We start from the raw sequence: 22,616 nt of genomic DNA, 5'->3' as shown, positions 1-22,616 counted from the left end.
CCGGTTCGGGCCCGGTCAGAAGTCCATCGACGCCGACAGCGTGAAGGTGCGCGGCGTGCTCAGCACCAGGTAGCCCGAGCCGGGGTAGCCGCCGACCGAAGACCAGTAGCTGCGGTTGGCGAGGTTGTCGATGCGCGCACGCAGCGTCACCAGCTTGCCGGCCACTTCGGTCACATAGCGGGCACCGATGTCCAGGCGCGTCCAGCCCGGTACGCGCAAGGTGTTGGTGGCGTTCGCGTAGCTCGATCCGGTCGTCACCAGGCGGCCGTCGAGCGAGAGGCCGCGCACGCCCGGCACGTCCCATTCGACACCGATGCTGCCCTGCACCTTGGGCACGCCGATGACGCGCTTGCCGTTGGTCGTGCTGCTGCCGGTGTCCTTCTGCTTGGCGTCGAGCAGCGTCAGGCCGCCGAGCAGGCGCAGGCCCTTGGTGACCTGGCCGAACACGCTGAGCTCGGCGCCCTGATGGCGGTCCTTGCCGGCTGAAGAGAAGTAGTTGCCCTCGATGTAGGCGCGTGGCTTCTCGGTGGAGAACAGCGCGAGCGTTCCGCCCACCTGGCCGGCGTCGTACTTGATGCCGATTTCTTTCTGCTTGGACACGTAGGGGCTCAACTGTTGGCCGGCATTGAGCACCGGCTGGCCGCCGGACTGCGCGGGCGCGGTCTCGCCCTGCGAGAGGCCTTCGATGTAGTTCGCGTAGAGCGACAGTTCGTTGCTGGCCTTGAACACGATGCCCGCCATCGGGCTCGTGCGGCTCTGGTCGTATGCGGTGACGGTGCCGCCCGCGGCGGTCAGCTTGCCGCTGCTCACGACGCGGTAGCTGATGTCGCTGGTCTGCAGCGTCTGGTGGCGCGCACCGAGCGTCAGGCGCAGGCGGTCGTCCATGAAGGACAGCGTGTCGCCGATCGCCAGGCTCTTCAGCGTCGTCGTGCCGTTGAGCGCCGGGTTGGCGAGGTCGTTGCCCAGGTAGGTCAGCGCCGGCTGCAGGTAGCCGCGCGGGTAGTAGATGTTGCTGTTGAGCGTGCCGCCGGCGCCCAGCCCCATGCCATAGGCATTCTTCTTGTCGAGGTTGAAGTACGAGTAGCCGATCACCCATTCGTGGCCGATGTCGCCGGTGCGCAGCTTGCCGCGCAGGCCGATCTCGGCCGTCTTGACCCGGTCTTCGCGCGTGTTGTCGAAGCGGGTGGTGGTGGAGGCGCCCGTCCAGCCGTTGGAAACCGTCGGGCCCGCCAGCGAGTTGTTCTCGTAGCTGTTGCGCGCGCCGGCCGCGGCCCAGGCGGTGATGTCGGGCGTGATGTCGTATTCGCCGCGCACCGAGCCGAAGGTGTCGCGCTCGTAGGAGTAGGTCCAGGGCTGCGAGTAGTTCGTGCCGTTGTCGGGCGCCTTCGGCACCACGGTGACGCCACTGCCGAGCGTGACGTTGGGGCGCGCGTCGCGCAGGCGGTGTTCCTGGTGGCCGATGTCGGCGGAGATCCGCGCGTCGCGGCTGCGCCAGTCGAGGCCGACCGACAGCGTGTCGAGCTTGACGCCTTCGCCGTCCACGGCCGTTCCACCGTCGCGGTGCGCTGCATTCAGGCGCACGCCCAGGCTCTGGTCGGGGCCGAAGCGGCGCGCGATGTCGGTCGCAACATAGGTCTGCGAGCCGCTGGCGGTGCCGACCGTGACCTGCGTGAGCGGATCGTTCGGCGCGCGCTTGGGCAGCAGGTTGATGTTGCCGCCGATGCCGCCGCCCGTGGGCGTGGCGCCGTTCAGGAACGCGCTCGCGCCGCGGAACACTTCCACGCGCTCGAAGAGCTCGGACGAGATGTACTGGCGCGGCAGCAGGCCGTAGAGGCCGTTGTAGGCGATGTCGTCGGAATTGACGATGAAGCCGCGGATGAAATACGACTCCTGGAAGTTGCCGAAGCCGCGTGCCACGCGCACCGTCGGATCGTTCTGCAGCACGTCGGCCACGCTGCGGGCCTGCTGGTTCTGGATCAGCTCATTCGTGTAGCTGGTGCTCGAGAACGGCGTGCTCATCATGTCCTGGTTGCCCAGGATGCCGACCCGGCCACCGCGCGCCACCTGGCCGCCGGCGTAAGGCTTGGTCAGGCCCTCGGCCGAGGCGTCGGCGCTGGCTTCCACGGTGACGGTGGACAGCGTGCCGCTCGACGCCGCCGCAGGGGCAGGCGCCGCCTGCGAGGTTTCCGAGGTTCCCGAGGTTTGCGCCACGGCCGTCAGGGCGTTCAGTGCAAGCAGCGACGCGGCCACGGTGGGCCGGAGATGGAAGAAGGGGGCGGACATGGACGGTTCGAAATTTGCAAATGAGAACCATTATTGTTCTCTGTTTGCATCGAACCACTGATACTTTATTGCGCTGTTGCAAAAATGTATCAGTCAAAAATACTACTTTTCGCCCTCAGAGCGCGGACCGCTGCCCATCCACGAACACGTGCAATTCGCCCGGCGCGAAGGGCGTCCAGGTCTCGTTGGTCGTCAGCGGCGCGGTCACGACCACGGCCACGCGGTCGGTGGGCGTGGTGTGCTGCGCGAAGTCGATGGCAAGGTCTTCGTCCGACAGCTGCGCGGTCACGAAAGGGTGGCGGCGCTCCACGTACCAGAGGTTGGTCGAGGCATGCGCCCACAGCGCCTGTCCGTTGGACAGCATGAAGTTGAAGGTGCCGTGGCTCGCCAGCTGCGGCGCCAGCTCGCGCAGCGTGAGCGTCAATTCCTCGACGCTGGGCACGCCCGCATGCGACTTGGCCAGTTCCTGCATCAGCCAGCAGAAGGCATGCTCGCTGTCGGTGTTGCCCACCGGATGAAAGTTGCCGTGCAGCCGCGGCCGAAAGTCTTTCAGGTCGCCGTTGTGGGCAAACACCCAGTAGCGCCCCCACAGCTCGCGCACGAAGGGGTGGCAGTTCTGCAGGTTGACCTCGCCCTGCGTCGCCTTGCGGATGTGCGCAATGACGTTGCGACTCTGAATGGGGTAGCGACGGATCAACTCCGCCACCGGCGATTCGCATGCCGGCTGGTGATCGACGAAGTGGCGCAGCCCACGGTCTTCGAAGAACGCGATGCCCCAGCCATCGGCGTGATGGTCGGTGCGGCCGCCGCGTTGCGCGAACCCCGTGAAGCTGAAGGTCACGTCGGTCGGCGTGTTGCAGTTCATCCCTAGCAATTGGCACATGGCGTCGATTAGACCGCGATTTGCCAGGCGCCGCGGCGGCCGTGGCTCAGAGTCCGTGCAGCGCCGCCATCTCGTCGATCAGCCCGCGCTGGAACGCATCGAAGCGCGCCGAAGGCTGCTGCAGTCCGAAGAACTCGCTGAACGGGTCTTCCACCTCGGTCCGGTGCCCCGACAGCTCTTCCACCACCGCGAGTCCGCAGAACGGCACGCAGGCTTCCGAGTAGCCGCCTTCGTGCACCACCACCACGCGCCCGCCGCAGTGCTTCGCGGCCAGCGCGTTGACCCGCCGCATCATCTGGCGGAACGACTCGGGGTGCAGCTGCATGCGCGCCAGCGGGTCCACGCCGTTGGCATCCAGCCCGCTCGCCACCACGATCAGCTCGGGCCGGTAGCGGTCGACCGCCGGCGCCACGATGCGCTCGAAGGCGTGCATGTAGGCCGCGTGCCCGCCGCCGGGCTGCAGCGGGATGTTGACGTTGAAGCCCAGCCCCGCGCCCGTGCCGCGGTCTTCGGCGCCGCTGTAGCCGGGCGGGAAGCAGTTCTCTTGATGCAGCGAGAGCGTGAGCACGTCGGGGCGGTCGTAGAAAATTTCCTGCGTGCCGTTGCCGTGGTGCACGTCCCAGTCGATCACGGCCACGCGGCCCAGGCCGTGGCGTGCCTTCATGGTCTCGATGGCGACCGCGATGTTGTTGAACAGGCAAAAGCCCATGCTGTGCTCGCGCAGGCAGTGATGGCCCGGTGGGCGCGTGAGCGCGAAGGCATTGCGATGGCGGCCCTGCAGCACGCTGTCCATCGCAGCGATGGCTAGGCCGGTCGAGAGCTTCGCGATCTCGTAGCTGCCGGGGCCGAAGGGCGCGACCTCGCCCAGGTCGCCGCCGCCGGCGTCGCTGGCGGCCTTGAACTTCTGCAGGTAGCTCGCGGGATGCACGCGCTGCAGGTCGTCTTCGCTGGCCATGGGGGCGCTCAGTACGTCGAGCTGCGCGCTCAGGCCCGACACGTCCATCAGCGACTTGATGCGCCGCTTGGAGTCGGGCGACTCGGCCATGCCGCTGCCCGCCATCGGCTGGACCCAGCCGCCCACTGGCAGGAACAGGGCATGCAGTCCGCCGGGCACGTGCCAGAAGGTGCGTTCGTCGTGAAAGAAGGCGGTGGTCTTCATGCGGTGCGTCCTCGCGTGGATGAGGGTGTGGGTGAAGTGGGTGAAGGAAGGGAAGAAGACGGCGCCGCGGCAACGGCAGCGCCGCCTGGCGGATGGCGCTGCACGCTCAGGCCGCGCCAGCCCCAGCGCTCGCGCGCCAGGCCCCACAGCCCGCGCGGTGCCAGCAGCATGACGGCGATGGCGATGCAGCCCATGGCGATCAGGTACCAGCCGCCCGACATCGCGAACCAGGTGTTGAACAGCTCGCGCAGCCCGAAGTAGATGGCGGTGCCGATCAGCGGCCCCTCGATGGTGCCGATGCCGCCGATGATCACGATGAACATCGCTGTCACCACCCAGTTGATGTCGAAGGCCGAGTCGGGCGAGACGAACATCGTGCCCATGAAGTGCGCCGCGCCGGCCAGCCCGAAGCCCAGCCCCGACAGCACGAAGGCGATGAAGCGGTTGCGCCACACGTTCACGCCGATTCTGGTGGCGGCCAGTTCGTTGTCGCGCACCGCCATCAGCCCGAGGCCGAAGGGCGAGCGCATCAGCAGGTACACGCCGGCCACCGCCGCCAGCCCGATGGCGCCCGAGATCCAGAACGCGTTCTGCTGAAAGCTCTCGGGCTCCACCAGCCGCACCGCCTGCAGCGGCACGCCCGATTCGCCGCCGAACAGCGGGAACTTGGCGACCAGCAGGCGCACGATCTCGGCCAGCACCCACATGCCGATCGAGAAGTAGGCATCGCGCAGGCGGAACATCAGCGGCGCCACCACGGCGGCCAGCAGCGCGCCGCCCAGGCCCGCCACCGGCACCATCCAGTAGGGCGAGATGCCGAGCCGGTCGGAGGCCACGAACAGCAGGTAGGCGCCGATGCCGGCAAAGGCCTGGTGGCCCATCGACACCAGCCCGGTGTAGCCGGCCAGCAGGTTCCACATCTGGGCCATGGCCAGGGTGATCAGCACTTCGCTGAGCAGGCGCAGCAGGCCGCCGTCGGCCACGGTGGGCGCGAAGGCGATGGCCCCCGCCGCGGCGGCGAAACCGAGCCAGGGAGCAAGGGACGGGTTGCGCGTCGAAGTCATCTCGGTGCCTCAGGTGCGTGCGCCGGCGATGCCGTTGGGGCGCACCATCAACACGACGAAGAACAGCAGGTGGGCATACAGCGCGCCCGCATTGGAATCGAGCCGCTGGCCCGCGAGCTGCGCCACGCCCAGCGCGATGCCACCGACCAGCGCCCACCGGAACGAACCCATGCCGCCGATGATCACGACCTCGAAGGCGCCCAAGAGCCGCTCCACGCCCGAGAACGGCGTGAACGACGTGCGCAGCGCCAGCAGCAGCCCCGCCACCGAAGCGAAGGCCAGCGACAGCCCCATCACCACCGCATACACATGGCGCGGCCGCACGCCCATCGTGCGCACGATCTCGCGGTGGTCCGACGTGGCGCGCACGATCAGTCCGAAGCGCGAGTGCTGCAGCAGCCACTGCAGCGCACCGAAGGCCAGCACCGCGAGCACCAGCACCAGCACCGGGTACCAGCCGATGCGCAGCCCGCCGATGTCGAAGCCGGCCGTGGCCAGCGCGCCGCCCTCGAGCGCGCGCGGGTCGGCGCCGAACAGCTCGGCCATCAGGTTGCGCAGCACCACCGCGATGCCGAAGGTGACCAGCACCGGCGTGAGCGGATCGTCGGTGTCCACCGCGCGGTTCAGCAGCAGCCGCTGCAGCACGTAGCCGACGCCGAAGGCCGCCAGCGCCACCGGGCCGATGAAGAGCAGCGGCGACACATCGGGAAACTGCGCCGCCAGAAAGACCGCGAAGTACGCCGACAGCACCACGAACTCGCCATGCGCGAGGTTGACCATGCGCATCACGCCGAAGACCAGCGCCAGCCCGAGGCCGAAGAGCGCGTAGAGGCCGCCGAGCAGCACGCCGTTGATGAGAGTCTCGATCCAGGCCATGGGTGCGTTCAGTGTCCGAAGTAGGCGTTGGCGATCTGCGCGGCGCTGAAGTCCGTGGCGCGGCCCGCCAGCGTGACGCGCCCCTTGAGCAGGCAGTACACGCGCTGCGCGATGCGGCAGGCGCGCGTCACGTCCTGCTCCACCACCAGCAGCGCCGTGCCTTGCGCGCGGATGTCGCCGAAGGCGCGGTAGATCTGCTCGATCACCACCGGCGCAAGGCCCAGCGAGATCTCGTCGCACAGCATCAGGCGCGGGTTGGCCATCAGCGCGCGGCCGATGCTCACCATCTGCTGCTGCCCGCCCGACAGCTGCGTGGCCGGCCGGTGGCGAAACTCCTGCAGGATGGGGAACAGCGCATACACGGTGGACAGCGTCCAGTGGCCCGTGCGGCCGCACAGCGCGCCCATGCGCAGGTTCTCTTCGACGGTGAGCGAAGGGAACAGCATCCGTCCCTCGGGCACCAGCGCGATGCCGCGGCGCGCGATGCGCTCGGCCGTCTCGGCTTCGATGGCCTGGCCGTCGAAGCGGATGGTGCCGCGGCTGCGCTTCCCCAGCCCGGCGATGGCGCGGATCAGCGTCGACTTGCCGGCGCCGTTGGCGCCGATCAGCGCGGTGGCCTCGCCTTCCGCCACGTCGAGCGACAGGTCGAACAGCGCCTGCAGGTCGCCGTAGTGGCTGCACAGGTCGCGCACTTCAAGCAGCGGCATGTGCGTGCTCCTGCAGTGCGTCTTCATCGCCCACGCCCATGTAGACCTCGCGCACCTCGCGGCTGGCCATCGCGGCGGCGGGCGTGTCTTCCAGCAGCTTGCGGCCGAAGTTCAGCACCATGATGCGATCGGCCACGGCCATCAGCGCCTGCGCGATGTGCTCGATCCAGATCATCGCCACGTCCTGCTTTAGCTCGAGCACCAGCGCGACCAGCACCTGCACCTCGGCCTCGGTCAGGCCACCCGCGATTTCGTCGAGCAGCAGCAGGTGCGGCCGCGACGCCAGGCCCTTGGCCAGCTCCAGCCGCTTGCGGTCCAGCAGCGGCAGGCGGCCGGCCGGCACGTCGGCGCGGTCGGCCAGCCCGGTGCGTTCCAGCACGGCCCAGGCCTGGCGCTCGGCCTGCGCGCGCGGCAGCCGCGCGGCAAAGGTGGCGGCGGCCAGTGCGTTCTCATAAGCGGTCAGATGCGCGAACGGCTGCGGAATCTGGAAGGCGCGCGCCACGCCCAGGCGCGCGCGTGCATCGGCGCGCAGGCCGACCAGCTCGCGGCCTTCGAGGCGGATGCTGCCGCCGTCGGGCACGGCCACGCCGGTGATCAGGTTGAACAGCGAGCTCTTGCCGGCGCCGTTCGGCCCGACCACGCCCAGGCACTGGCCGCGCGCGAGCGAGAGCGACACCTGGTCAGCCACGACGATCTCGCCGTAGCGCTTGCACAGGCCGTCGATGACGAGGCAGTCGGTCATGCGGATGCGGTCGCGTTCATCGCGTTCAGGCCGGCTTCAGCTGCGACAGCAGCTTGAGCTCGTCTTCCACCGCGATCTGCTTGGCGGTGCTGTTGTGCGTGATGACCAGCTCGTACGGAAACTTGCTGCCTGCCTTGGTCTTGCGCCACTGGCCCGCCACCATCGGCGTGACGGCCACGCTCTTGATCGGGCTGCCCTTGAAGTCGATGCGCCCCACCACCGAGTCGAGCTGCAGGTTGGCCAGCGCGTCGCGCACGGCCTTCTTGTCCTTCGTGTTGCTCGCGTTCTTCAGTGCCGCGATGCCGACCTCGAACAGCGCGTGGCCGTAGCCGATGGGCTGCGTCCACTGCTTGCCGGTGGTGGCTTCCCAGTCGGCGGCCAGCGCCTTGGCGCTCTGGCCGGTCAATGAAGACTTGAACGGGAAGCTGGGCGTCCACCAGATCTCGGTCGACATGCCGTTGCCCGCCGCGCCCAGCGACTCCACCGCGCTCGGGAACAGGAACGACGCGGCCATCGTCACCACCTCGGGCCGGTAGCCCGCCTGCTGCGCCTGCTTCCAGAATGTGGCGAAGTGGTTGGCGTAGGCAAAGCCCGAAACGATGTTCGCGTGCGCCGCCTTGAAGCTGGAGACCTGGTTGCTGAAGTCGTCGGTCGCGATCTTGAAGAAGCCGCCGTTGGTCTCCTTGTAGCCGCGCTGCTTCGCGCCGTTCGGGATGCCCGTGGCCGGATCGGCGAAGGCATGGCCCGGGCCGTTGTCGATGTACAGCGTGCCCAGCGTGCGTTCCACCTTCAGCGGCTCCCACATGCCGAAGAAGTTCTTCAGCACGTCGTCGGCGCCCCAGAAGAAGTGGAAGGAAAACGGAAAGCCCTTCTGCGGCGTGGAGCCGCGCCCGAAGGTGATGGCCTGCCACGGCCCCATGGTCGAGACCATCGGCACGCCGTTGACGTCGCACAGCTGGCCGGCGGCCAGCGCGGCGTCGCTGTCCTGCACCAGCAGCAGGTCGACCTTCTCGCGCAGCAGCAGCTCGCTGGACATGGTGGCGCCGCGGTTCGCATCGGACTGGGTGTCGCGCACCACGATCTCGACCTTGTAGGTCGTGCCGCCGATGGTCAGGCCGTCCTTCAGCGTGGCGCGGATGCGCTCCAGGCTCCAGGGGTCGGCCTCGCCGAAGTTGGCGCGAATGCCCGACAGCGTGGTGAGGTAGCCGATCTTGATCGTCTTGGACTGCGCATTCGCCAGCGCGGGCACGCCGGCCAGCGCGGCCGCGCCGCCGCCAATGACGAGTTGGCGGCGCGTGAGCGCGCCGGAGGCTGCACGGAAAAGGTCGGCGGACATGATGGGGGTTCTCCTTGGCGGATGAAGGATGGACGGGTCTGCATCCTCTCTCCGGGCGCCATGGCGGCGTTATCGAAAACTGGCAAAACGCGGGCCGCCGGCCGTGGCTCGCGTTCGCATCGATGCGTCCATGCCTTCACTCGGGCCGCAGGTTCACCGACCTGGCGATCGCGCGGTAGCGCTCCACGTCGGCCAGGTAGCCGCGGCGCAGCTCGGCCAGCGACTGCTCGGGTGCCACCTTGCTGCCGCCGAGTTCGATGGAGCGGCGGATCTCGGGCTTCTGCATCATCTGGTTGAAGGCCGTGTGCAGCCGCTGCTGCGCTTCTTCCGGCACGCGCTGCGACACCTGCACGCCCGACCACAGGCTGTAGACGAAGTCCTCCAGCCCCTTGCTGCTGCGCATCAACGGAACGGCCGCAAAGCGCTCGTGCGGCGCCGAGGCCGCAATGCCCAGCGCCTTGACCTTGCCGGCCTCCAGCAGGTCGGGCACGTTGCCGGCCAGCGGCATGAAGACCAGGTCGATCTGCCCGCCCAGCAGGTCGTTGACCACCGGTGCCATGCCCTTGTAGGGCACGTGCAGCATCTTCGTGCCCGTCTGCTGCGTGAAGCGTTCGCCCAGCAGGTGGTAGAGCGAGCCGGGGCCGATGCTGCCGTAGCTCAGCTCTTTCGCGCCGGGGCGGCGCAGCAGCGCGATCAGCTCGTCGACGCTGCCGGCACCCAGGTCCTTGCGCGCCAGCAGCACCATCGAGGTGACGGACATCACGCCGATGGGCCGGAAGTCTTCCGCCTTGTAGCGCGCGCTGTTGAGCGTGAGCGGCGTGAGCATCAGCTCCATGGGCGAGCCCAGCAGCAGCGCCGAGCCGTCGGCGGGCGCGTTGGCCGCCCGCATCACGCCGAGCGAGCCGCTGGCGCCGGGCACGTTGTCGACGATGGCGGGCTGGCCCAGCAGCCGCGACAGCTCGGGCGCGGCCAGCCGCGCGTTGATGTCGGAGCCGCCGCCCGCGGGGTAGGGGACGATCAGGTTCAGCGTCTTGCCCGCGAGACCCTGGGCCATGGCGGACAAGCCGGGGACCAGGCCGGCAATCAGGCCGGCGCCGATGAGTGAACGTCTGCGCATGGGTTTTTTTCTCCTCGGGCGGTGATGTGTGTGGGTGCGGAATTCAGTGCGCCTGGCGCAGCAGCGGCGCCTGCACGTTCGCGAAGGGCACGGCCTGGTGCCAGCCGTGCGCCATGCGCAGCACGTCGAGGTCGGCACCGGGGCGGCCGATGAGCTGCAGGCCCATCGGCAAGCCGCGCGTGCCGTCGGCCTGCGAGAAGCCGGCCGGTATCGCCATCGCGGGCAGGCCGGCGAGCGAAGGGCCGATGGTCACTTCCATCCAGCGGTGGTAGGTGTCCATCGCGCGGCCGCCGACTTCGCGCGGCCAGTGCACGTCGACCGGCAGCGGGAACACCTGCGCGGCCGGCAGCACCAGGAAGTCGAAGCGCTCGAAGAGCTGCAGCAGCACGCCGTGCCACTGCGTGCGCGTGACGGCAGCCTGGTGCAGCGCGGTGGTGCTCAGGCGTTCGCCCTGTTCGATTTCCCAACGCGCCTCGGGCTTGAGCAGGGCGCGCGTGGCCGGGTCGGCATGCAGCCCGCGCAGCGCACCGGCGACGATGAAGCCGCGCAGGCCCAGCCAGGCGTTCCACAGCGCATGGAAGTCGAAGACGGGCAACGCGGGCTCGACGCTGCAGCCCAGCGTGTCGAAGTGCCGCAGCGCCGATTCGCACAGCGCCATCACGCCCGGGTCCATCGGCAGGTGGCCGCCGAGGTCGCCGAGCCACGCGATGCGCTTGCCGCGCAATTCCGAATCCAGCGGCTGCGCAAAGGCCTCGCCGTCGCCGGCCAGGCTCAACGGCGAGCGCGCGTCATGTCCCGCCTGCACCGACAGCAGCCAGGCCACGTCTTCGGGCGTGCGGCCCATCGGCCCTTCGCAGCCCAGTTGCTGGAAGAACAGCTCCGGCCCCGGCCCGGTGGGCACGCGGCCCAGCGAGGGGCGCAGGCCGTAGACGTGGTTCCAGGCCGCGGGGTTGCGCAGCGATCCCATCATGTCGCTGCCGTCGGCCACCGGCAGCATGTGCAGCGCGAGTGCCACCGCAGCGCCGCCGCTGCTGCCGCCGGCCGCGTGGTCGGGGCTCCATGCGTTGCGCGTGGTGCCGAACACCGTGTTGTAGGTGTGCGAGCCCAGGCCGAACTCGGGCGTGTTGCTGCGCCCCACGAAGAGGGCGCCGGCCCGGCGCAGGCGCTCGACCATGATCGCGTCGTGCGCCGTGACCTGCCGCGCGAACACCGGGCTGCCCATCGTGGTCGGCAGGCCGGCAGTGGCCACGAAGTCCTTCGGCGCCATCGGGAAGCCGTGCAGCCGGCCCACCGGCTCGCCGCGTGCGAGCCGCGCGTCGCAGGCATCGGCCTGGCGCAGCATCTCGTCGGGCGGCTGCAGCGAGACCAGTGCGTTGACTTGCGGATTGAAGCGGTCGATGCGTGCCAGGCAGGCCTGCATCAGCTCGCGGCACGAGAGCTCGCGGCGTTGCAGGGCGGCGGCGAGTGCGCGGGCACCCGGAAGGAGTGGAAGAGGCTGCAGAGTGGGCAGGGCGGCGGACATATGGCGGCCAACGATAGCGACCGCCTCTGCAAAGAGGTATCGAAAAACGGCAAAACTGGAGCACCGGAAACCGAGGGATTCCCCTCGGCCATTGCGCCGGAAAAGGGCTGGATCAGTGCCGTGTGAGCGCCGCGCCGCGCAGCGTTTGCGAGGGCAGTTCGCCGAACTGGCGCCGGTAGTCCGTCGCGAACTGGCTCAGGTGCCAGAAGCCCCAGTGCGCCGCGATGTCCTGCACCGAGCGCGACTCGGGCTGCTTGAGTGCGCGGCGCACGCCGTTCAGGCGCAGCGCCCGCAGGTAGCGCGCCGGGCTCAGGCCCAGCGTTTCCTGGAAGCAGTAGTTCAGCTTGCGCTGGCTCGCGCCGATGCGGCTGCACACCTGGAGCATCGACAGCGGTTCGTCGGGTCGCGACATCATCAGCTCGCAGGCACGGCGCACCACGCGGCGGTGCGCCTCGGTGGAACGCAGCTCCCGCAGATCGACGTCTTCGGGCAGCGCGTTCAGCCAGGCCAGCAGCACGTCGTCGCGCAACTGCTCCGTGGCGATGGGGTCGTCGAGCAGGCCGGGCAACGCGTCGAGCGCGGTGAAGGCGCCGCGCAGCGTGCCGCGCAGCGATTGCATGGTGGTGTCGTCGAAGTGCAGCACCACGCGCCGTTCGAGCCAGGCCGGCGGCTCGCGGTCGTTCAGGCGTTCGGTGAGCGACTGCAGCAGCGCGTTGTCGACCACGATGCCCGTCAGCTCGAAGCCCGGCGGGCTGCACAGGTCGAGCTCGTCGCAGCGCCCCACCATCACCGACCCGGTGTCCAGCCGCTGGCCCGAGAAGCGCGCCTCGCCGTCCTGCCGGCAGGTGAGCGCGAAGCCGCAGCAGTCGGGGTTCATCTCGCCGTGCTGGCGCAGCGCGCGGTTGGTGGTCTCGCGCACCAGCCGCAGGCCGGGCAATTGCACGTGGTCGAGAAAGCCGGCGAAGCTGCCGCCGGAGAGCATGTCGCACGCCAGGTGCCAGCCGTTCTGGCCGCTGGCATAGGCGTCGATGTCGTGCGTGGAGAGGGTCCAGCGCGTCGCAACGGTGGGGGCAGGGGCAGAAAGAACGGAGGCGGTCTGGCTATTCATGGCGGTCCGGCGAAGCGGCGGCAAGGGCGTGAAGACCCGTGCCGGAAGCAATCTCCAGACCAGATTGTTTCGTTGACAACGATCTCAAAGTGACAGGACAAACCCCTAAGCCACCCGATCGCTCTCTGTCTCCAGGTCTATTCGAGCTCGCCGCTGGGCTCGAAGCCGGTGGTGCTGTCGAACAGCTTCTGCACGATGGTCTGCAGCACGTGGCGCTCGTCCGCGGTGAGCTGCGCGAACAGGCGCTGCGCGGTGTCGTGGGCCAGCGGCACCATGTCGCGGTACAGCGCCAGTCCTTCTTCTTCGAGCGAGACGATGACCTTGCGGCGGTCGTCGGCCGAAGGGTGCATGTTGGCCAGGCCCAGGTCCACCAGCCGATGCTGCGCGCGGCTCACGCGGGCCTTGTCCATGCTCGTCTTCTGTGCAATTTCGAGCGCCGACAGCGCACCGTACTTGCCCAGCACCACGACGATGCGCCACTCCGGAATCTGCAGCGAGAAGCGGCTGGCGATCGACTGGCCCACCGTCTGGCTCACGCGGTTGGCGACCACCGAAAGCTGGAAGGGCAGGAAGGTCTCGAGGTCGAAGGCCTTCACGCCGGCGGCGCTGTTGCGTGCCTTGGCGTTGGCCTTGGCGGCCGGCCGGGAAGGAGTGCGTGAACGGGGCACGGTGAGGTCGTGGCGTGTGTGCGTCGTGAAAGAAGAAAGGGCGCGGACAGTATAGGAAGCCCATCGCATGCAGCGCACGAAGCCGCGCGAGGTTTGCCAGTTTTCGATAACGCGGCAAGGGGCTCGCTCCCTATCGTGCAGGTATGGACTACCCCGAACTCGCATTGCACATCGCCGGCCAATGGCGCACGCAGACCACCGGCGGCCACCGCGCGGTCGTCAACCCCGCCACCGAAGAAACGATCGCGCAGCTGCCGCTGGCCGGCCGCGACGAACTCGCGGAGGCGGCTGATGCCGCGCGCCGTGGCTTCGTGCAGTGGCGCGCCAGAAGCGCGCTCGAGCGCTGCAACATCCTTCGCACCGCCGCGCAGAAGATCCGCGAACAGGCCCAGACCATCGCGCACGTGCTCACGCTCGAACAGGGCAAGCCGCTCGCCGAATCGCTGCGCGAGGTCACGCTCTCGGCCGACATCGTCGACTTCCAGGCCGAAGAGGCCAAGCGCCTCTACGGCCGCCTCGTGCCGCCACGCGTCGAGGGCATTCTTTCGCAGTCGGTCATGCGCCAGCCGGTCGGGCCTGTGGCCGCCTTCACGCCGTGGAACTTTCCCGCCAACCTGCCGGCGCGCAAGCTCGCCAGTGCATTGGCCGCGGGCTGCAGCGTGGTCATCAAGCCGGCGGAAGAAACGCCGGGCACCTGCATGCTGCTGGTGCGCGCCTTTCTCGATGCCGGCGTGCCGCCCGATGCGTTGAACATGGTGTGCGGCGACCCGGCCGAGGTGTCGTCGTTCCTCATCGACCATCCGGCCATCGCCAAGGTGTCGTTCACCGGTTCGGTGGCCGTGGGCAAGCTGCTCGGCGAGCAGGCGGCGCGGCACGTGAAGCGCTTCACCGGCGAACTGGGCGGCCATGCGCCAGTGATCGTCTGCGACGACGCCGACTTTCCGTTCGCGCTCAAGCAGTCGCTGGCCGCCAAGTTCCGCAACGCGGGCCAGGTCTGCGCGTCGCCGATCCGCTTCTACGTGCCGCGCGCGCGCTTTGGTGAATGGAGCGAGGCCTTCGTGCAGGCCGCGCGTGCGCTGCGCCTGGGCGCCGGCACCGATGCGGCCACGCAGATGGGCCCGCTCGCGCACGCGCGCCGCATCGAGGACATGCAACGCTTCGTCGACGACGCCGTGGCGCGCGGCGCGCAGCTGCTGTGCGGCGGCCACCGCGTGCAGCGGCCCGGCTTCTTCTTCGAGCCGACCGTGATCGCCAACGCGCCCGCCGACAGCCGCGTGATGCGCCAGGAGCCCTTCGGCCCCATCGCCGTGCTGCAGCCCTACGACACGCTCGACGAAGCCGTCGCACAGGCCAATGCCTTGCCCTACGGCCTGGGCGCCTACGCCTTCACGCGCGACCTGCAGACCGCGCACCGCCTGGGCGATGCGCTCGAGGCCGGCATGGTCGGCATCAACCACTTCGGCGTCTCGCAGCCCGAGATGCCCTTCGGCGGCTGGAAGGAAAGCGGCATCGGCCAGGAGATGGGCGCCGAGGGCCTGCTGCACTACACCGAGGTCAAGACCCTCACCGTCGGCGTGCCGGCCTGAACACATCCATCGAATACTTCCGGAGACCCGCATGACAACGACCGATGCCGCCGCCGTGGCGGCGCTCAAGCAAGACAACGCCCAGTACCTGTGGCACCCCATGGCCCATCCGCAGGCGATGCTCAAGACCAGGCCCGACATCATTGCGCGCGGCCAGGGCTGCTGGATCTGGGACGTCGACGGCCACAAGATGCTCGACGGCGTCGGCGGCCTCTGGGCCGCGAACCTGGGCCACAGCAACAAGCCGGTGCGCGACGCCATCGTCGCGCAGCTCGACGAGCTGCCCTTCTACAACGTGTTCCGCGGCACCACGCACCCGCGCGCCATCGAGCTGTCGGCGCGCCTCGTGCAGACCATGGAACCCGACGGCGTGGCCGCGGTGTTCTTCAGCAACGGAGGCTCCGACGCGGTCGAAGGCGCGCTCAAGCTTGCGCGCCAGTACTGGAAGCTCAAGGGCCAGGCCGACCGCTTCAAGTTCATCGCGCTGCGGCAGGGCTACCACGGCGTGCACTTCGGCGGCATGAGCGTCAACGGCAACCTGAACTTTCGCCGCGCCTACGAGCCGCTGCTTCCCGGCTGCTTTCATGTCGACACGCCCTGGCTGTATCGCAACCCATACACGCAAGACCCGGAAGAACTCGGCGAGATCTGCGCCACGCTGCTGGAGCGCGAGATCCAGTTCCAGGGCCCCGACACCGTGGCCGCCTTCATCGCCGAGCCGATCCAGGGCGCGGGCGGCGTGATCGTGCCGCCGCCCAACTACTGGCCGCGCGTGCGCGAGATCTGCGACAGGTACGGCGTGCTGCTCATCGCCGACGAGGTCGTCACCGGCTTCGGCCGCGGCGGCGCGATGTTCGGCACGCGGCTGTGGAACGTGAAGGCCGACCTGTGGTGCCTGGCCAAGGGCATCTCGTCGGGCTACGTGCCGCTGGGTGCCACCGCCATCGGCGGCAAGGTGGCCGAGGTCTTCCTCAACGACGCCTCGGGGCAGGCCGCGGTGGGCCACGGCTACACCTACAGCGCTCACCCGGTGGCGGCCGCCGCCGCGCTGGCCACGCTGGATCAGATCGAGGCGCTCGACGTGCCCGGCAACGCCGCGCGCGTGGGCGCGCATTTCCAGGCGCGCGTGCGGCCCTTCGTTGACAGGTTCAGCTTCGTCGGTGACGTGCGCGGCATGGGCCTCATGCTGGGTATCGAGATGGTGGCCGACAAGGCCACGCGCACCACGCTGCCGCGCGGCAACCCGATCGCCGCGAAGGTGGCGCAGGCGGCCTACCGGCGCGGGCTGATGGTGCGCATCTCGGGGCCGAACCTCATCCTCTCGCCGCCGCTGGTCATCACGCGCGAAGAGGTCGACTTCATGGTCGATGCGCTCGAAGGCGCGTTCTCCGACGTGGAAGCGACGCTGTGAGCCGACCCCCGACCATCTTGCTGATCGGCACCGCCGACACCAAGAGCGCCGAGCTGCTGTTCATGCGCGCGTGCATCGAGGCCGGCGGCGGCCGCGTCGTCGTGATGGACGTGGGCGTGCTCGACGGCGCGCCCTTCGCGCCCGACATTCCCAACACCGAAGTGGCCGCGGCCGCCGGCAAGACCGTCGCCGAGGTGGCGCAAAGCGGCGACGAGAACAGCGCCATGACGCTGATGGCGCGCGGCGCCGCCAAGCTCGCCGCGCGCTGGCAGGCCGAGGGGCGCATCGACGGCCTGCTCGCGCTGGGCGGCACCATGGGTACCGACCTGGCGCTCGACGTGGCGCAGGCGCTGCCGCTGGGCGTGCCGAAGGTGCTGGTCTCGACCATCGCCTACTCGCACCTGCTGCCGCCCGAGCGCATTCCGCCCGACCTCATCATGGTGCTGTGGGCCGGTGGGCTCTACGGGCTCAACAGCCTGTGCCGCTCGGCATTGAGCCAGGCCGCGGGCGCGGTGCTCGGCGCCTGCCGCCAGGCCTGCGTGCCGGCCTTCGAGAAGCCGCTGGTGGGCATGACCTCGCTGGGCTCCAGCGCGCTCACCTACATGAAGACGCTCAAGCCCGCGCTCGAAGCGCGCGGCTACGAAGTCGCCGTGTTCCACACCACCGGCATGGGCGGGCGCGCCTTCGAGGCGCTGGCTGCCGAGGGCCGCTTCTGCGCGGTGATGGACTTCAGCCTGCAGGAGCTGGCCAACCAGCTCGGCGGCTCGTGCGTCACCGCGGGCCCCGACCGGCTGCTCGGCGCCGGCCGCGCGGGCACGCCGCAGATCGTCGCGCCCGGCGCCATCGACATGCTCGACTACCCGGCCTGGCAGCCCACGCCCGAGGGCCTTGAAGGCCGGCCCGCGCACATCCACAACCGGCTGCTGGCCTCGGCGCTCAGCGCACCGGCGTTCCGTCGCGGCGTGGCCACCGAGATCGCGCGCCGCCTCGCGCGCGCCGAGGGCGCCACCTGCGTGCTGATGCCCCTGCACGGCATCGAAGGCTGGGACCGTCCCGGCGAGCCGCTGCACGATCCGGAAGGCCTTGCGGCCTTCACCGAAGCGCTGCGCGGCAGCGTCGAGCCTGCGTGGCTGGTCGAGCTGGACGCGCACATCAACGACGCCGCCTTCTGCGACGCCGCGCTGCGCGTGTTCGACGCCTGGGTGGCCGACGGCACCGTGCCCGCCGGGAGGCCCGAATGACCCACGACACGCAAGCCCTCGTGCTCGACTTCGGCGGCGTCATCAGCCGCACCCTGTTCGAGACCCACGCACTGACCGAAGAGGCGCTGTCGCTGCCGCGCGGCACGCTCACCTGGCGCGGCCCCTTCGACCTCGCGAGCGATCCGCTGTGGCGCGACATGCAGGCCGACAAGCTCTCGGAGCGCGACTACTGGATGGCGCGCACCCGCGAAGTGGGCGCGCTGGTCGGCGAACGCTGGGACCGCATGGAGACCTTCGTGCAGCGCGCGCGCGGCGCCGACCCCGAGGCGGCGATCCGTCCCGAGGCCCTCGCGGCCATCGAGGCGGCGCGCCGCGCCGGCTGCCGGCTCGCCATCTTGTCGAACGAGCTCGACCTGTTCTACGGCACCGGCTTCCGCAAGCGGCTGCCCTTCATGAGCGCCTTCGACGTGGTGGTGGACGCCACGCACACCGGCATCCTCAAGCCCGATGCGCGCGCCTACCAGCAGTGCCTGGACCAGCTCGGCCTGCCTGCCGAAGCCTGCGTCTTCGTCGACGACCAGTTGCGCAACATCGTTGGCGCGCAGCGCGTGGGCCTGCGCACCGTGCACTTCGACGTGATGCACCCGGGCGCGAGCTACACGCAGGCCCTCGCGCTGCTGGGTGTTTCCCCTCCTTCCTCTTCTTCTTGTTCTTCCCTTTGACCGGGCTTGCCATGATGCCGACCTTCGAACCCACCGTGCCGCGCGAGCGCGTGCAGGCCCTGATGCAGGCCGAACAGGACCGCTATGCGCGCACCCACGCCCGCTCCGGCGAACTCTTTGCCCAGGGCCAGCAGGCCTGGCTCTATGGCGCGCCCTCGCACTGGATGCGCCGCTGGATCGGCGGCTGGCCGCTGTACGTGCAGGACGCACAGCTGCCCTACGGCGCGCGCTTCGTCGACGTGGACGGCAACGGCTACGCCGACTTCTGCCTCGGCGACACCGGCGGCATGTGCGGCCACGGCCACCCGGCGGTGGTCGAGGCGCTGACGCGGCAGGCGCGCGTCGGCAGCTCGCTGATGCTGCCCACCGACGACGCAGCCTGGGTCGGCGAGGAACTGTCGCGCCGCTTCGGGCTGCCGTACTGGAACCTCACGACCTCCGCCTCGGACGCCAACCGCGCCTGCATCCGGCTGGCGCGCATGGTCACCGGCCGGCCGCGCGTGCTGGTGTTCTCGGGCTGCTACCACGGCTCGGTGGAAGAGGCGCATGTCGAGCTGCGCGACGGCGCCGTCGCGATGCGCAACAACATCCACCCCAACGGCTTTCCGCACGACCAGCTGTCGGCCGTGGTCGAGTTCAACGACGTGCCCGCGCTGGAACGCGCGCTGCGCGCCGGCGACGTGGCCTGCGTGCTGGCCGAGCCGGCCATGACCAACTACGGAATGATCGCGCCCGAGCCCGGCTTCCACGACGCGCTGCGCCGCCTCACGCGCGAGACCGGCACGCTGCTCGTCATCGACGAGACGCACACCCTCTCCAGCGGGCCGGGCGGCTACACGCGAAAGCACGGGCTCGACCCCGACATGTTCGTGGTCGGCAAGGCGATTGCCGGCGGCATTCCCGCAGCTGCCTTCGGCCTGAGCGCCGAAACCGCCGAACGCGTCTGGCAAGTGCTGCCCAAGCTGCATCCCACCCAGCGTCAGTCGGCGCATGCAGGCTTCGGCGGCACGCTGGCGGGCAACGCGCTCACCGTCGCGGTGATGCGCGCGGTGCTCTCGCAGGTGCTCACGCCCGAGGCCTTCGAGCGCATGCTGGAGCTCGCGCAGCGCCTGGCCGATGGTGTGAACGCCAGCATCGCCGAGGCGGGCCTGCCGTGGCACGCGACGCAGGTCGGCGCGCGGGTCGAGACGCTGTTCTGCGCCGACGCGCCGCGCAACGCGAGCGACGTGCGCCGCACGCGCGACGGCGAGCTCGAAGCGCTGCTGCACCTGTACCTCATGAACCGCGGCGTGCTCATCACGCCCTTCCACAACATGATGCTGTGCTGCCCCGGCACCACCGCGCGCGAGGTGGACGAGCACAACGCGGCCTTTGCCGCGTTCGTGCGGGAGTGCAGGGGATGAGCACCGCCGATCCTTTCGGCCTGCAGGGCAAGGTCGCGCTGGTCACGGGCGGCGGGCGCGGCATCGGCGCGGCCATCGCGCAGGTGTTTGCACAGGCCGGTGCCTCGGTGCTGATCGCCAACCGCACCGGCAGTGCCGGCGAGGCCGTGGCGGCGGAGCTGCGGGCGCGCGGCTTCGCGGCGCATGCATTGGCCTGCGACATCGGCCGGCGCGACGAAGCCGAGCGCGCGGTGGCTCAGGCGGTGCGTGCCTTCGGCGCGCTCGACATCGTGGTCCACAACGCGGCCGTCAATCCCTGGGCCGCCATCGATGCGATGACCGACGAACAGCTGGAGCACACGCTGGCCGTCAACCTCAAGGCCTGCTTCTGGCTCGCACAGGCGGCAGTGCCGCACCTGCGTGCGCGCGGCGGTGGGCGGCTGCTCGTCACCTCGTCGGTGACCGGGCCGCGCGTGGCCATGCCGGGCAGCGCGCACTACGCGGCCAGCAAGGCGGGGGTGAACGGCTTCATCCGCACGGCCGCGCTGGAGTACGCGCGCGAGGGCATCACCGTCAACGGCGTGGAGCCGGGCTACATCGCCAAGCAGGGCGGCTCGCTGCTGTCCGATCCGGCCAAGGCCGCGCGCATCGCGCGCCACATCCCGGCCGGCGAACTGGGCCGGCCCGAGGACATCGCCTACGCGATGCGCTTCCTGGCAAGCCCGGCGGCGCGCTACATCACCGGGCAGACGATCGTGGTCGATGGCGGCTCGACGCTGCCCGAGAGCCCGTTCTTCGCGGAGCAGCTGGAATGAGCGCCGCGCCGGGCCGCCCCAAGCAAGCTCGCACCGCAGTGCGCAGCACGGAGGTTCTCCTGTGAGCACACGCCTGCATGGCAAGGCCTGCCTCGTGGTCGGTGCGGCGACCGGCATCGGTGCCGCCGTGGCCGCGCGCTTCGCGGCCGAGGGCGCACGTGTCGCGGTGGCCGGCTGGCCGCGTCCGCAGCCGGTGGGCGACGGCCCGGCCTTCGACTGCGACGTGACCGACGACGCGGCCGTGCGCGCCACCGTGGCCGCGGTCCAGGCTGCCTTCGGCCGCATCGACGTGCTGGTGAACTGCGCCGGAATCGTGCGCAACGACGACGCGGCCGACATCGACGACGGCGACTGGCAGCGGCTGCACGAAGTCAATCTCGGCGGCACCATGCGCTGCCAGCGCGCGGTGCTGCCCGGCATGGTGGCGCAGGGCGGCGGTGCCATCGTCAACATCGCATCGGTCGCGGCCTTCAATGCGGGGGCCGGCATGGCCAGCTATGCGGCCAGCAAGGCCGGCGTGGTCGCGCTCACGCGCTCCGCCGCGCAGGCCTACGGCCCGAAGGGCGTGCGCGTGAATGCGTTGTGCCCCGGTTGGGTCGACACGCCGATGAGCCGCCAGGAGATGCGCGACCTGGCCGCTGAACGCGGCATCGATGAAGACGCCGCGCGCGCCCAGACCGTGGCGCGCATCGCGCTGGGCCGCCTGGCCACGCCCGAGGAGATGGCCGCCGCCTGCCTGTTCCTGGCCAGCGACGAGGCGTCGTTCGTGACCGGTGCGGCGCTGGTGGCCGACGGCGGGGCGCGGGTGCCGGCGGCGGCGCGCGCGGCTTGAGCGCGGCGTGACCGCATTCGCCAGCGGCGGCTTGCGCTGCCGCGGCCTCGCCTAGCGCAGGAACTTGCCTTCCTTCGTCACGCGCACCATCTCGATGAAGCGCGAGCCCGTGTTGCTGGCCCCGGTGAAGTCGATCTCCATGTTGCCCACGCGCAGCTTCATGGTCTTGAGCGTGGCGTGCAGCTTCGCGCGCGTCAGCTCGCGGCCGGTGCGGCGCAGCGCCTCGATCATCACCAGCGCGTTGACGTAGCCCTCGTAGCTCAGGTAGCCCACGTCCACCTTGGCGCGCTCAGCCAGCTGCCGGTAGTCGCGTGCCACCGCATCGACCTCGCTCCACGGGTACGGAACGATCTGCGAGATGGCCAGCCCGCTGGTCTTGTCGCCCACCAGCTTCGCCGTGACGTCGCCCGGCACGATCGACATGCCGTAGAACATCTGGCGTCCGCCCGCCGTCCATGCGCTCTTCATCACCTCGCCGCCGATGCCGCCGCCGAGGTACATGATCACCGCCTGCGCCTTGCTGTCCGCGAGCGCCTTGCCGGCCGCTTCGTTGCCCGAGCCGTCGCCCTTGACGGCCACAGCGGCCGCCGGTTGCAGCTTTAACGCGTTCAACGCCGCCTCGACGAGCTTGGCCACTTCGGCACCGCCGGGGTTGTCGAGGTAGGCCACGCCGATGCGCGACACGCCGATGGTCGTCAGGTGCTGCACCAGCGCTTGCGCCTCGCGCGCGAAGGTGGCGCGCACGAAATACCCCGAGCCGTTGACCTTGTCGCGCGCCGAGTCCGACACCGCATAGCCGCCCACCATCGGCGCGCCGCTCTGGTTCAGCACCTTGGCCGCCGCGGCGGTGGTGCCCGAACCCACGCAGCCGAAGAAGGCAAACGCGTGGTGCTCGCCGAGCAGCTTCTCGTAGTTGGCAACGGCCTTCTCGGGCACGAGTTCGTCGTCGAGCGAGACCAGCTTGATCTTGCGGCCCGACAGCCCGCCTTGTGCGTTGACCGCGTCGAAGGCCAGCCCTGCGCCGGCCATCACGACCTTGATCGGCACCCCGAGCGGGCCGCTCAGGATGCCGGTGTGGCCGAGCACGATCTCGCCATCGCTCACGCCGCTCTCTGCGGTATTGGCGGCATGGGCTGGCGACAGGGGGCCGAGCGCGGCCATGGCCGCAGCCGAGGCGGCAAGAAAGCTTCTGCGATGCATG

General features: G+C 69.8%; 20 protein-coding genes. 7 read left to right on the top strand and 13 right to left on the bottom strand.

Annotated features, from left to right (window positions below):
• Nucleotides 1–15 precede the first annotated feature (15 nt).
• From BLQ28_RS26355 to BLQ28_RS26300, 12 genes are all read right to left on the bottom strand, one after another.
• Entirely contained in the window at nucleotides 16–2,283 is a 2,268-nt protein-coding gene (locus tag BLQ28_RS26355) for a TonB-dependent receptor (RefSeq protein ID WP_093246287.1), read from the bottom strand.
• Between the two features lie 115 nt (nucleotides 2,284–2,398).
• Nucleotides 2,399–3,166: a class II glutamine amidotransferase gene (locus BLQ28_RS26350; RefSeq protein ID WP_093246286.1), complete on the bottom strand. Its 768-nt coding sequence runs from the start codon at nucleotides 3,164–3,166 to the stop codon at nucleotides 2,399–2,401.
• A 46-nt stretch (nucleotides 3,167–3,212) separates the two neighbouring features.
• Nucleotides 3,213–4,325 (bottom strand): class II histone deacetylase, encoded by a 1,113-nt coding sequence (locus BLQ28_RS26345; protein WP_093246285.1) that lies wholly within the window; start codon nucleotides 4,323–4,325, stop codon nucleotides 3,213–3,215.
• Nucleotides 4,322–5,389, bottom strand: coding sequence for a branched-chain amino acid ABC transporter permease (locus BLQ28_RS26340; RefSeq protein ID WP_093246284.1), 1,068 nt, complete (start codon nucleotides 5,387–5,389; stop codon nucleotides 4,322–4,324). Before BLQ28_RS26340 ends, BLQ28_RS26345 begins: the two co-directional genes overlap by 4 nt.
• 9 nt (nucleotides 5,390–5,398) lie before the next feature.
• Nucleotides 5,399–6,265, bottom strand: coding sequence for a branched-chain amino acid ABC transporter permease (locus BLQ28_RS26335; protein WP_093246283.1), 867 nt, complete (start codon nucleotides 6,263–6,265; stop codon nucleotides 5,399–5,401).
• 8 nt (nucleotides 6,266–6,273) lie between these two features.
• A complete protein-coding gene (locus BLQ28_RS26330) occupies nucleotides 6,274–6,972 on the bottom strand; it encodes an ABC transporter ATP-binding protein (protein ID WP_093246282.1) in 699 nt (232 codons plus the stop codon).
• Nucleotides 6,959–7,714 carry an ABC transporter ATP-binding protein gene (locus BLQ28_RS26325; protein WP_093246281.1) on the bottom strand — a complete coding sequence of 252 codons (756 nt, stop codon included), beginning with the start codon at nucleotides 7,712–7,714 and terminating at the stop codon, nucleotides 6,959–6,961. Before BLQ28_RS26325 ends, BLQ28_RS26330 begins: the two co-directional genes overlap by 14 nt.
• 25 nt (nucleotides 7,715–7,739) lie before the next feature.
• Nucleotides 7,740–9,050: an ABC transporter substrate-binding protein gene (locus tag BLQ28_RS26320; protein ID WP_093246280.1), complete on the bottom strand. Its 1,311-nt coding sequence runs from the start codon at nucleotides 9,048–9,050 to the stop codon at nucleotides 7,740–7,742.
• Between the two features lie 136 nt (nucleotides 9,051–9,186).
• The gene (locus tag BLQ28_RS26315) at nucleotides 9,187–10,167 is read right to left on the bottom strand and encodes a Bug family tripartite tricarboxylate transporter substrate binding protein (protein ID WP_093246279.1); all 981 of its coding nucleotides are present in this window, start codon (nucleotides 10,165–10,167) and stop codon (nucleotides 9,187–9,189) included.
• 43 nt (nucleotides 10,168–10,210) lie between these two features.
• A complete protein-coding gene (locus tag BLQ28_RS26310) occupies nucleotides 10,211–11,689 on the bottom strand; it encodes an amidase (protein ID WP_093246278.1) in 1,479 nt (492 codons plus the stop codon).
• A gap of 112 nt (nucleotides 11,690–11,801) precedes the next feature.
• Entirely contained in the window at nucleotides 11,802–12,797 is a 996-nt protein-coding gene (locus BLQ28_RS26305; protein ID WP_143012580.1) for a helix-turn-helix domain-containing protein, read from the bottom strand.
• 137 nt (nucleotides 12,798–12,934) lie between these two features.
• A complete protein-coding gene (locus tag BLQ28_RS26300; RefSeq protein WP_176801233.1) occupies nucleotides 12,935–13,465 on the bottom strand; it encodes a MarR family winged helix-turn-helix transcriptional regulator in 531 nt (176 codons plus the stop codon).
• Nucleotides 13,466–13,608: 143 nt separating this feature from the next.
• On the opposite strand from BLQ28_RS26300, the gene BLQ28_RS26295 reads away from it, so the two are divergent.
• The 7 genes from BLQ28_RS26295 to BLQ28_RS26265 all read left to right on the top strand — a co-directional run bounded on the left by BLQ28_RS26295 (nucleotide 13,609) and on the right by BLQ28_RS26265 (nucleotide 21,415).
• Nucleotides 13,609–15,051 (top strand): NAD-dependent succinate-semialdehyde dehydrogenase, encoded by a 1,443-nt coding sequence (locus BLQ28_RS26295; protein ID WP_093246276.1) that lies wholly within the window; start codon nucleotides 13,609–13,611, stop codon nucleotides 15,049–15,051.
• A 31-nt stretch (nucleotides 15,052–15,082) separates the two neighbouring features.
• Nucleotides 15,083–16,462, top strand: a complete 1,380-nt coding sequence (locus BLQ28_RS26290; protein ID WP_093246275.1) for an aminotransferase class III-fold pyridoxal phosphate-dependent enzyme — start codon at nucleotides 15,083–15,085, stop codon at nucleotides 16,460–16,462.
• A complete protein-coding gene (locus tag BLQ28_RS26285; protein ID WP_093246274.1) occupies nucleotides 16,459–17,703 on the top strand; it encodes a Tm-1-like ATP-binding domain-containing protein in 1,245 nt (414 codons plus the stop codon). Before BLQ28_RS26290 ends, BLQ28_RS26285 begins: the two co-directional genes overlap by 4 nt.
• Nucleotides 17,700–18,386 carry an HAD-IA family hydrolase gene (locus BLQ28_RS26280; RefSeq protein ID WP_093246273.1) on the top strand — a complete coding sequence of 229 codons (687 nt, stop codon included), beginning with the start codon at nucleotides 17,700–17,702 and terminating at the stop codon, nucleotides 18,384–18,386. The genes BLQ28_RS26285 and BLQ28_RS26280 overlap by 4 nt, the downstream gene beginning before the upstream one ends.
• A gap of 14 nt (nucleotides 18,387–18,400) precedes the next feature.
• Complete coding sequence (locus BLQ28_RS26275) at nucleotides 18,401–19,789, top strand: transaminase (protein ID WP_093246489.1); 1,389 nt, start codon at nucleotides 18,401–18,403, stop codon at nucleotides 19,787–19,789.
• On the top strand, nucleotides 19,786–20,583 hold the full coding sequence (locus tag BLQ28_RS26270) for an SDR family oxidoreductase (protein ID WP_093246272.1): 798 nt from the start codon (nucleotides 19,786–19,788) through the stop codon (nucleotides 20,581–20,583). Before BLQ28_RS26275 ends, BLQ28_RS26270 begins: the two co-directional genes overlap by 4 nt.
• 61 nt (nucleotides 20,584–20,644) lie before the next feature.
• Nucleotides 20,645–21,415 (top strand): SDR family NAD(P)-dependent oxidoreductase, encoded by a 771-nt coding sequence (locus BLQ28_RS26265; RefSeq protein ID WP_256327467.1) that lies wholly within the window; start codon nucleotides 20,645–20,647, stop codon nucleotides 21,413–21,415.
• Between the two features lie 51 nt (nucleotides 21,416–21,466).
• On the opposite strand, the gene BLQ28_RS26260 is transcribed toward BLQ28_RS26265, so the two are convergent.
• On the bottom strand, nucleotides 21,467–22,615 hold the full coding sequence (locus BLQ28_RS26260) for an ABC transporter substrate-binding protein (RefSeq protein ID WP_093246270.1): 1,149 nt from the start codon (nucleotides 22,613–22,615) through the stop codon (nucleotides 21,467–21,469).
• Between the last annotated feature and the right edge of the window lies 1 nt (nucleotide 22,616).

It is taken from the genome of Variovorax sp. EL159 (assembly GCF_900100965.1).
Lineage (GTDB): Bacteria > Pseudomonadota > Gammaproteobacteria > Burkholderiales > Burkholderiaceae_C > Variovorax.
The sequence above is the reverse complement of the archived record's forward strand: the minus strand, read 5'-3'. Positions and strand labels throughout refer to the sequence as shown.

Excerpts from the sequence above, each read along its gene's own strand:
- BLQ28_RS26355 (WP_093246287.1), bottom strand. The coding sequence starts at position 2,283 with ATGTCCGCCCCCTTCTTCCATCTCCGGCCCACCGTGGCCGCGTCGCTG.
- BLQ28_RS26350 (WP_093246286.1), bottom strand. The coding sequence starts at position 3,166 with ATGTGCCAATTGCTAGGGATGAACTGCAACACGCCGACCGACGTGACC.
- BLQ28_RS26345 (WP_093246285.1), bottom strand. The coding sequence starts at position 4,325 with ATGAAGACCACCGCCTTCTTTCACGACGAACGCACCTTCTGGCACGTG.
- BLQ28_RS26340 (WP_093246284.1), bottom strand. The coding sequence starts at position 5,389 with ATGACTTCGACGCGCAACCCGTCCCTTGCTCCCTGGCTCGGTTTCGCC.
- BLQ28_RS26335 (WP_093246283.1), bottom strand. The coding sequence starts at position 6,265 with ATGGCCTGGATCGAGACTCTCATCAACGGCGTGCTGCTCGGCGGCCTC.
- BLQ28_RS26330 (WP_093246282.1), bottom strand. The coding sequence starts at position 6,972 with ATGCCGCTGCTTGAAGTGCGCGACCTGTGCAGCCACTACGGCGACCTG.
- BLQ28_RS26325 (WP_093246281.1), bottom strand. The coding sequence starts at position 7,714 with ATGACCGACTGCCTCGTCATCGACGGCCTGTGCAAGCGCTACGGCGAG.
- BLQ28_RS26320 (WP_093246280.1), bottom strand. The coding sequence starts at position 9,050 with ATGTCCGCCGACCTTTTCCGTGCAGCCTCCGGCGCGCTCACGCGCCGC.
- BLQ28_RS26315 (WP_093246279.1), bottom strand. The coding sequence starts at position 10,167 with ATGCGCAGACGTTCACTCATCGGCGCCGGCCTGATTGCCGGCCTGGTC.
- BLQ28_RS26310 (WP_093246278.1), bottom strand. The coding sequence starts at position 11,689 with ATGTCCGCCGCCCTGCCCACTCTGCAGCCTCTTCCACTCCTTCCGGGT.
- BLQ28_RS26305 (WP_143012580.1), bottom strand. The coding sequence starts at position 12,797 with ATGAATAGCCAGACCGCCTCCGTTCTTTCTGCCCCTGCCCCCACCGTT.
- BLQ28_RS26295 (WP_093246276.1), top strand. The coding sequence starts at position 13,609 with ATGGACTACCCCGAACTCGCATTGCACATCGCCGGCCAATGGCGCACG.
- BLQ28_RS26290 (WP_093246275.1), top strand. The coding sequence starts at position 15,083 with ATGACAACGACCGATGCCGCCGCCGTGGCGGCGCTCAAGCAAGACAAC.
- BLQ28_RS26280 (WP_093246273.1), top strand. The coding sequence starts at position 17,700 with ATGACCCACGACACGCAAGCCCTCGTGCTCGACTTCGGCGGCGTCATC.
- BLQ28_RS26275 (WP_093246489.1), top strand. The coding sequence starts at position 18,401 with ATGCCGACCTTCGAACCCACCGTGCCGCGCGAGCGCGTGCAGGCCCTG.
- BLQ28_RS26270 (WP_093246272.1), top strand. The coding sequence starts at position 19,786 with ATGAGCACCGCCGATCCTTTCGGCCTGCAGGGCAAGGTCGCGCTGGTC.
- BLQ28_RS26260 (WP_093246270.1), bottom strand. The coding sequence starts at position 22,615 with ATGCATCGCAGAAGCTTTCTTGCCGCCTCGGCTGCGGCCATGGCCGCG.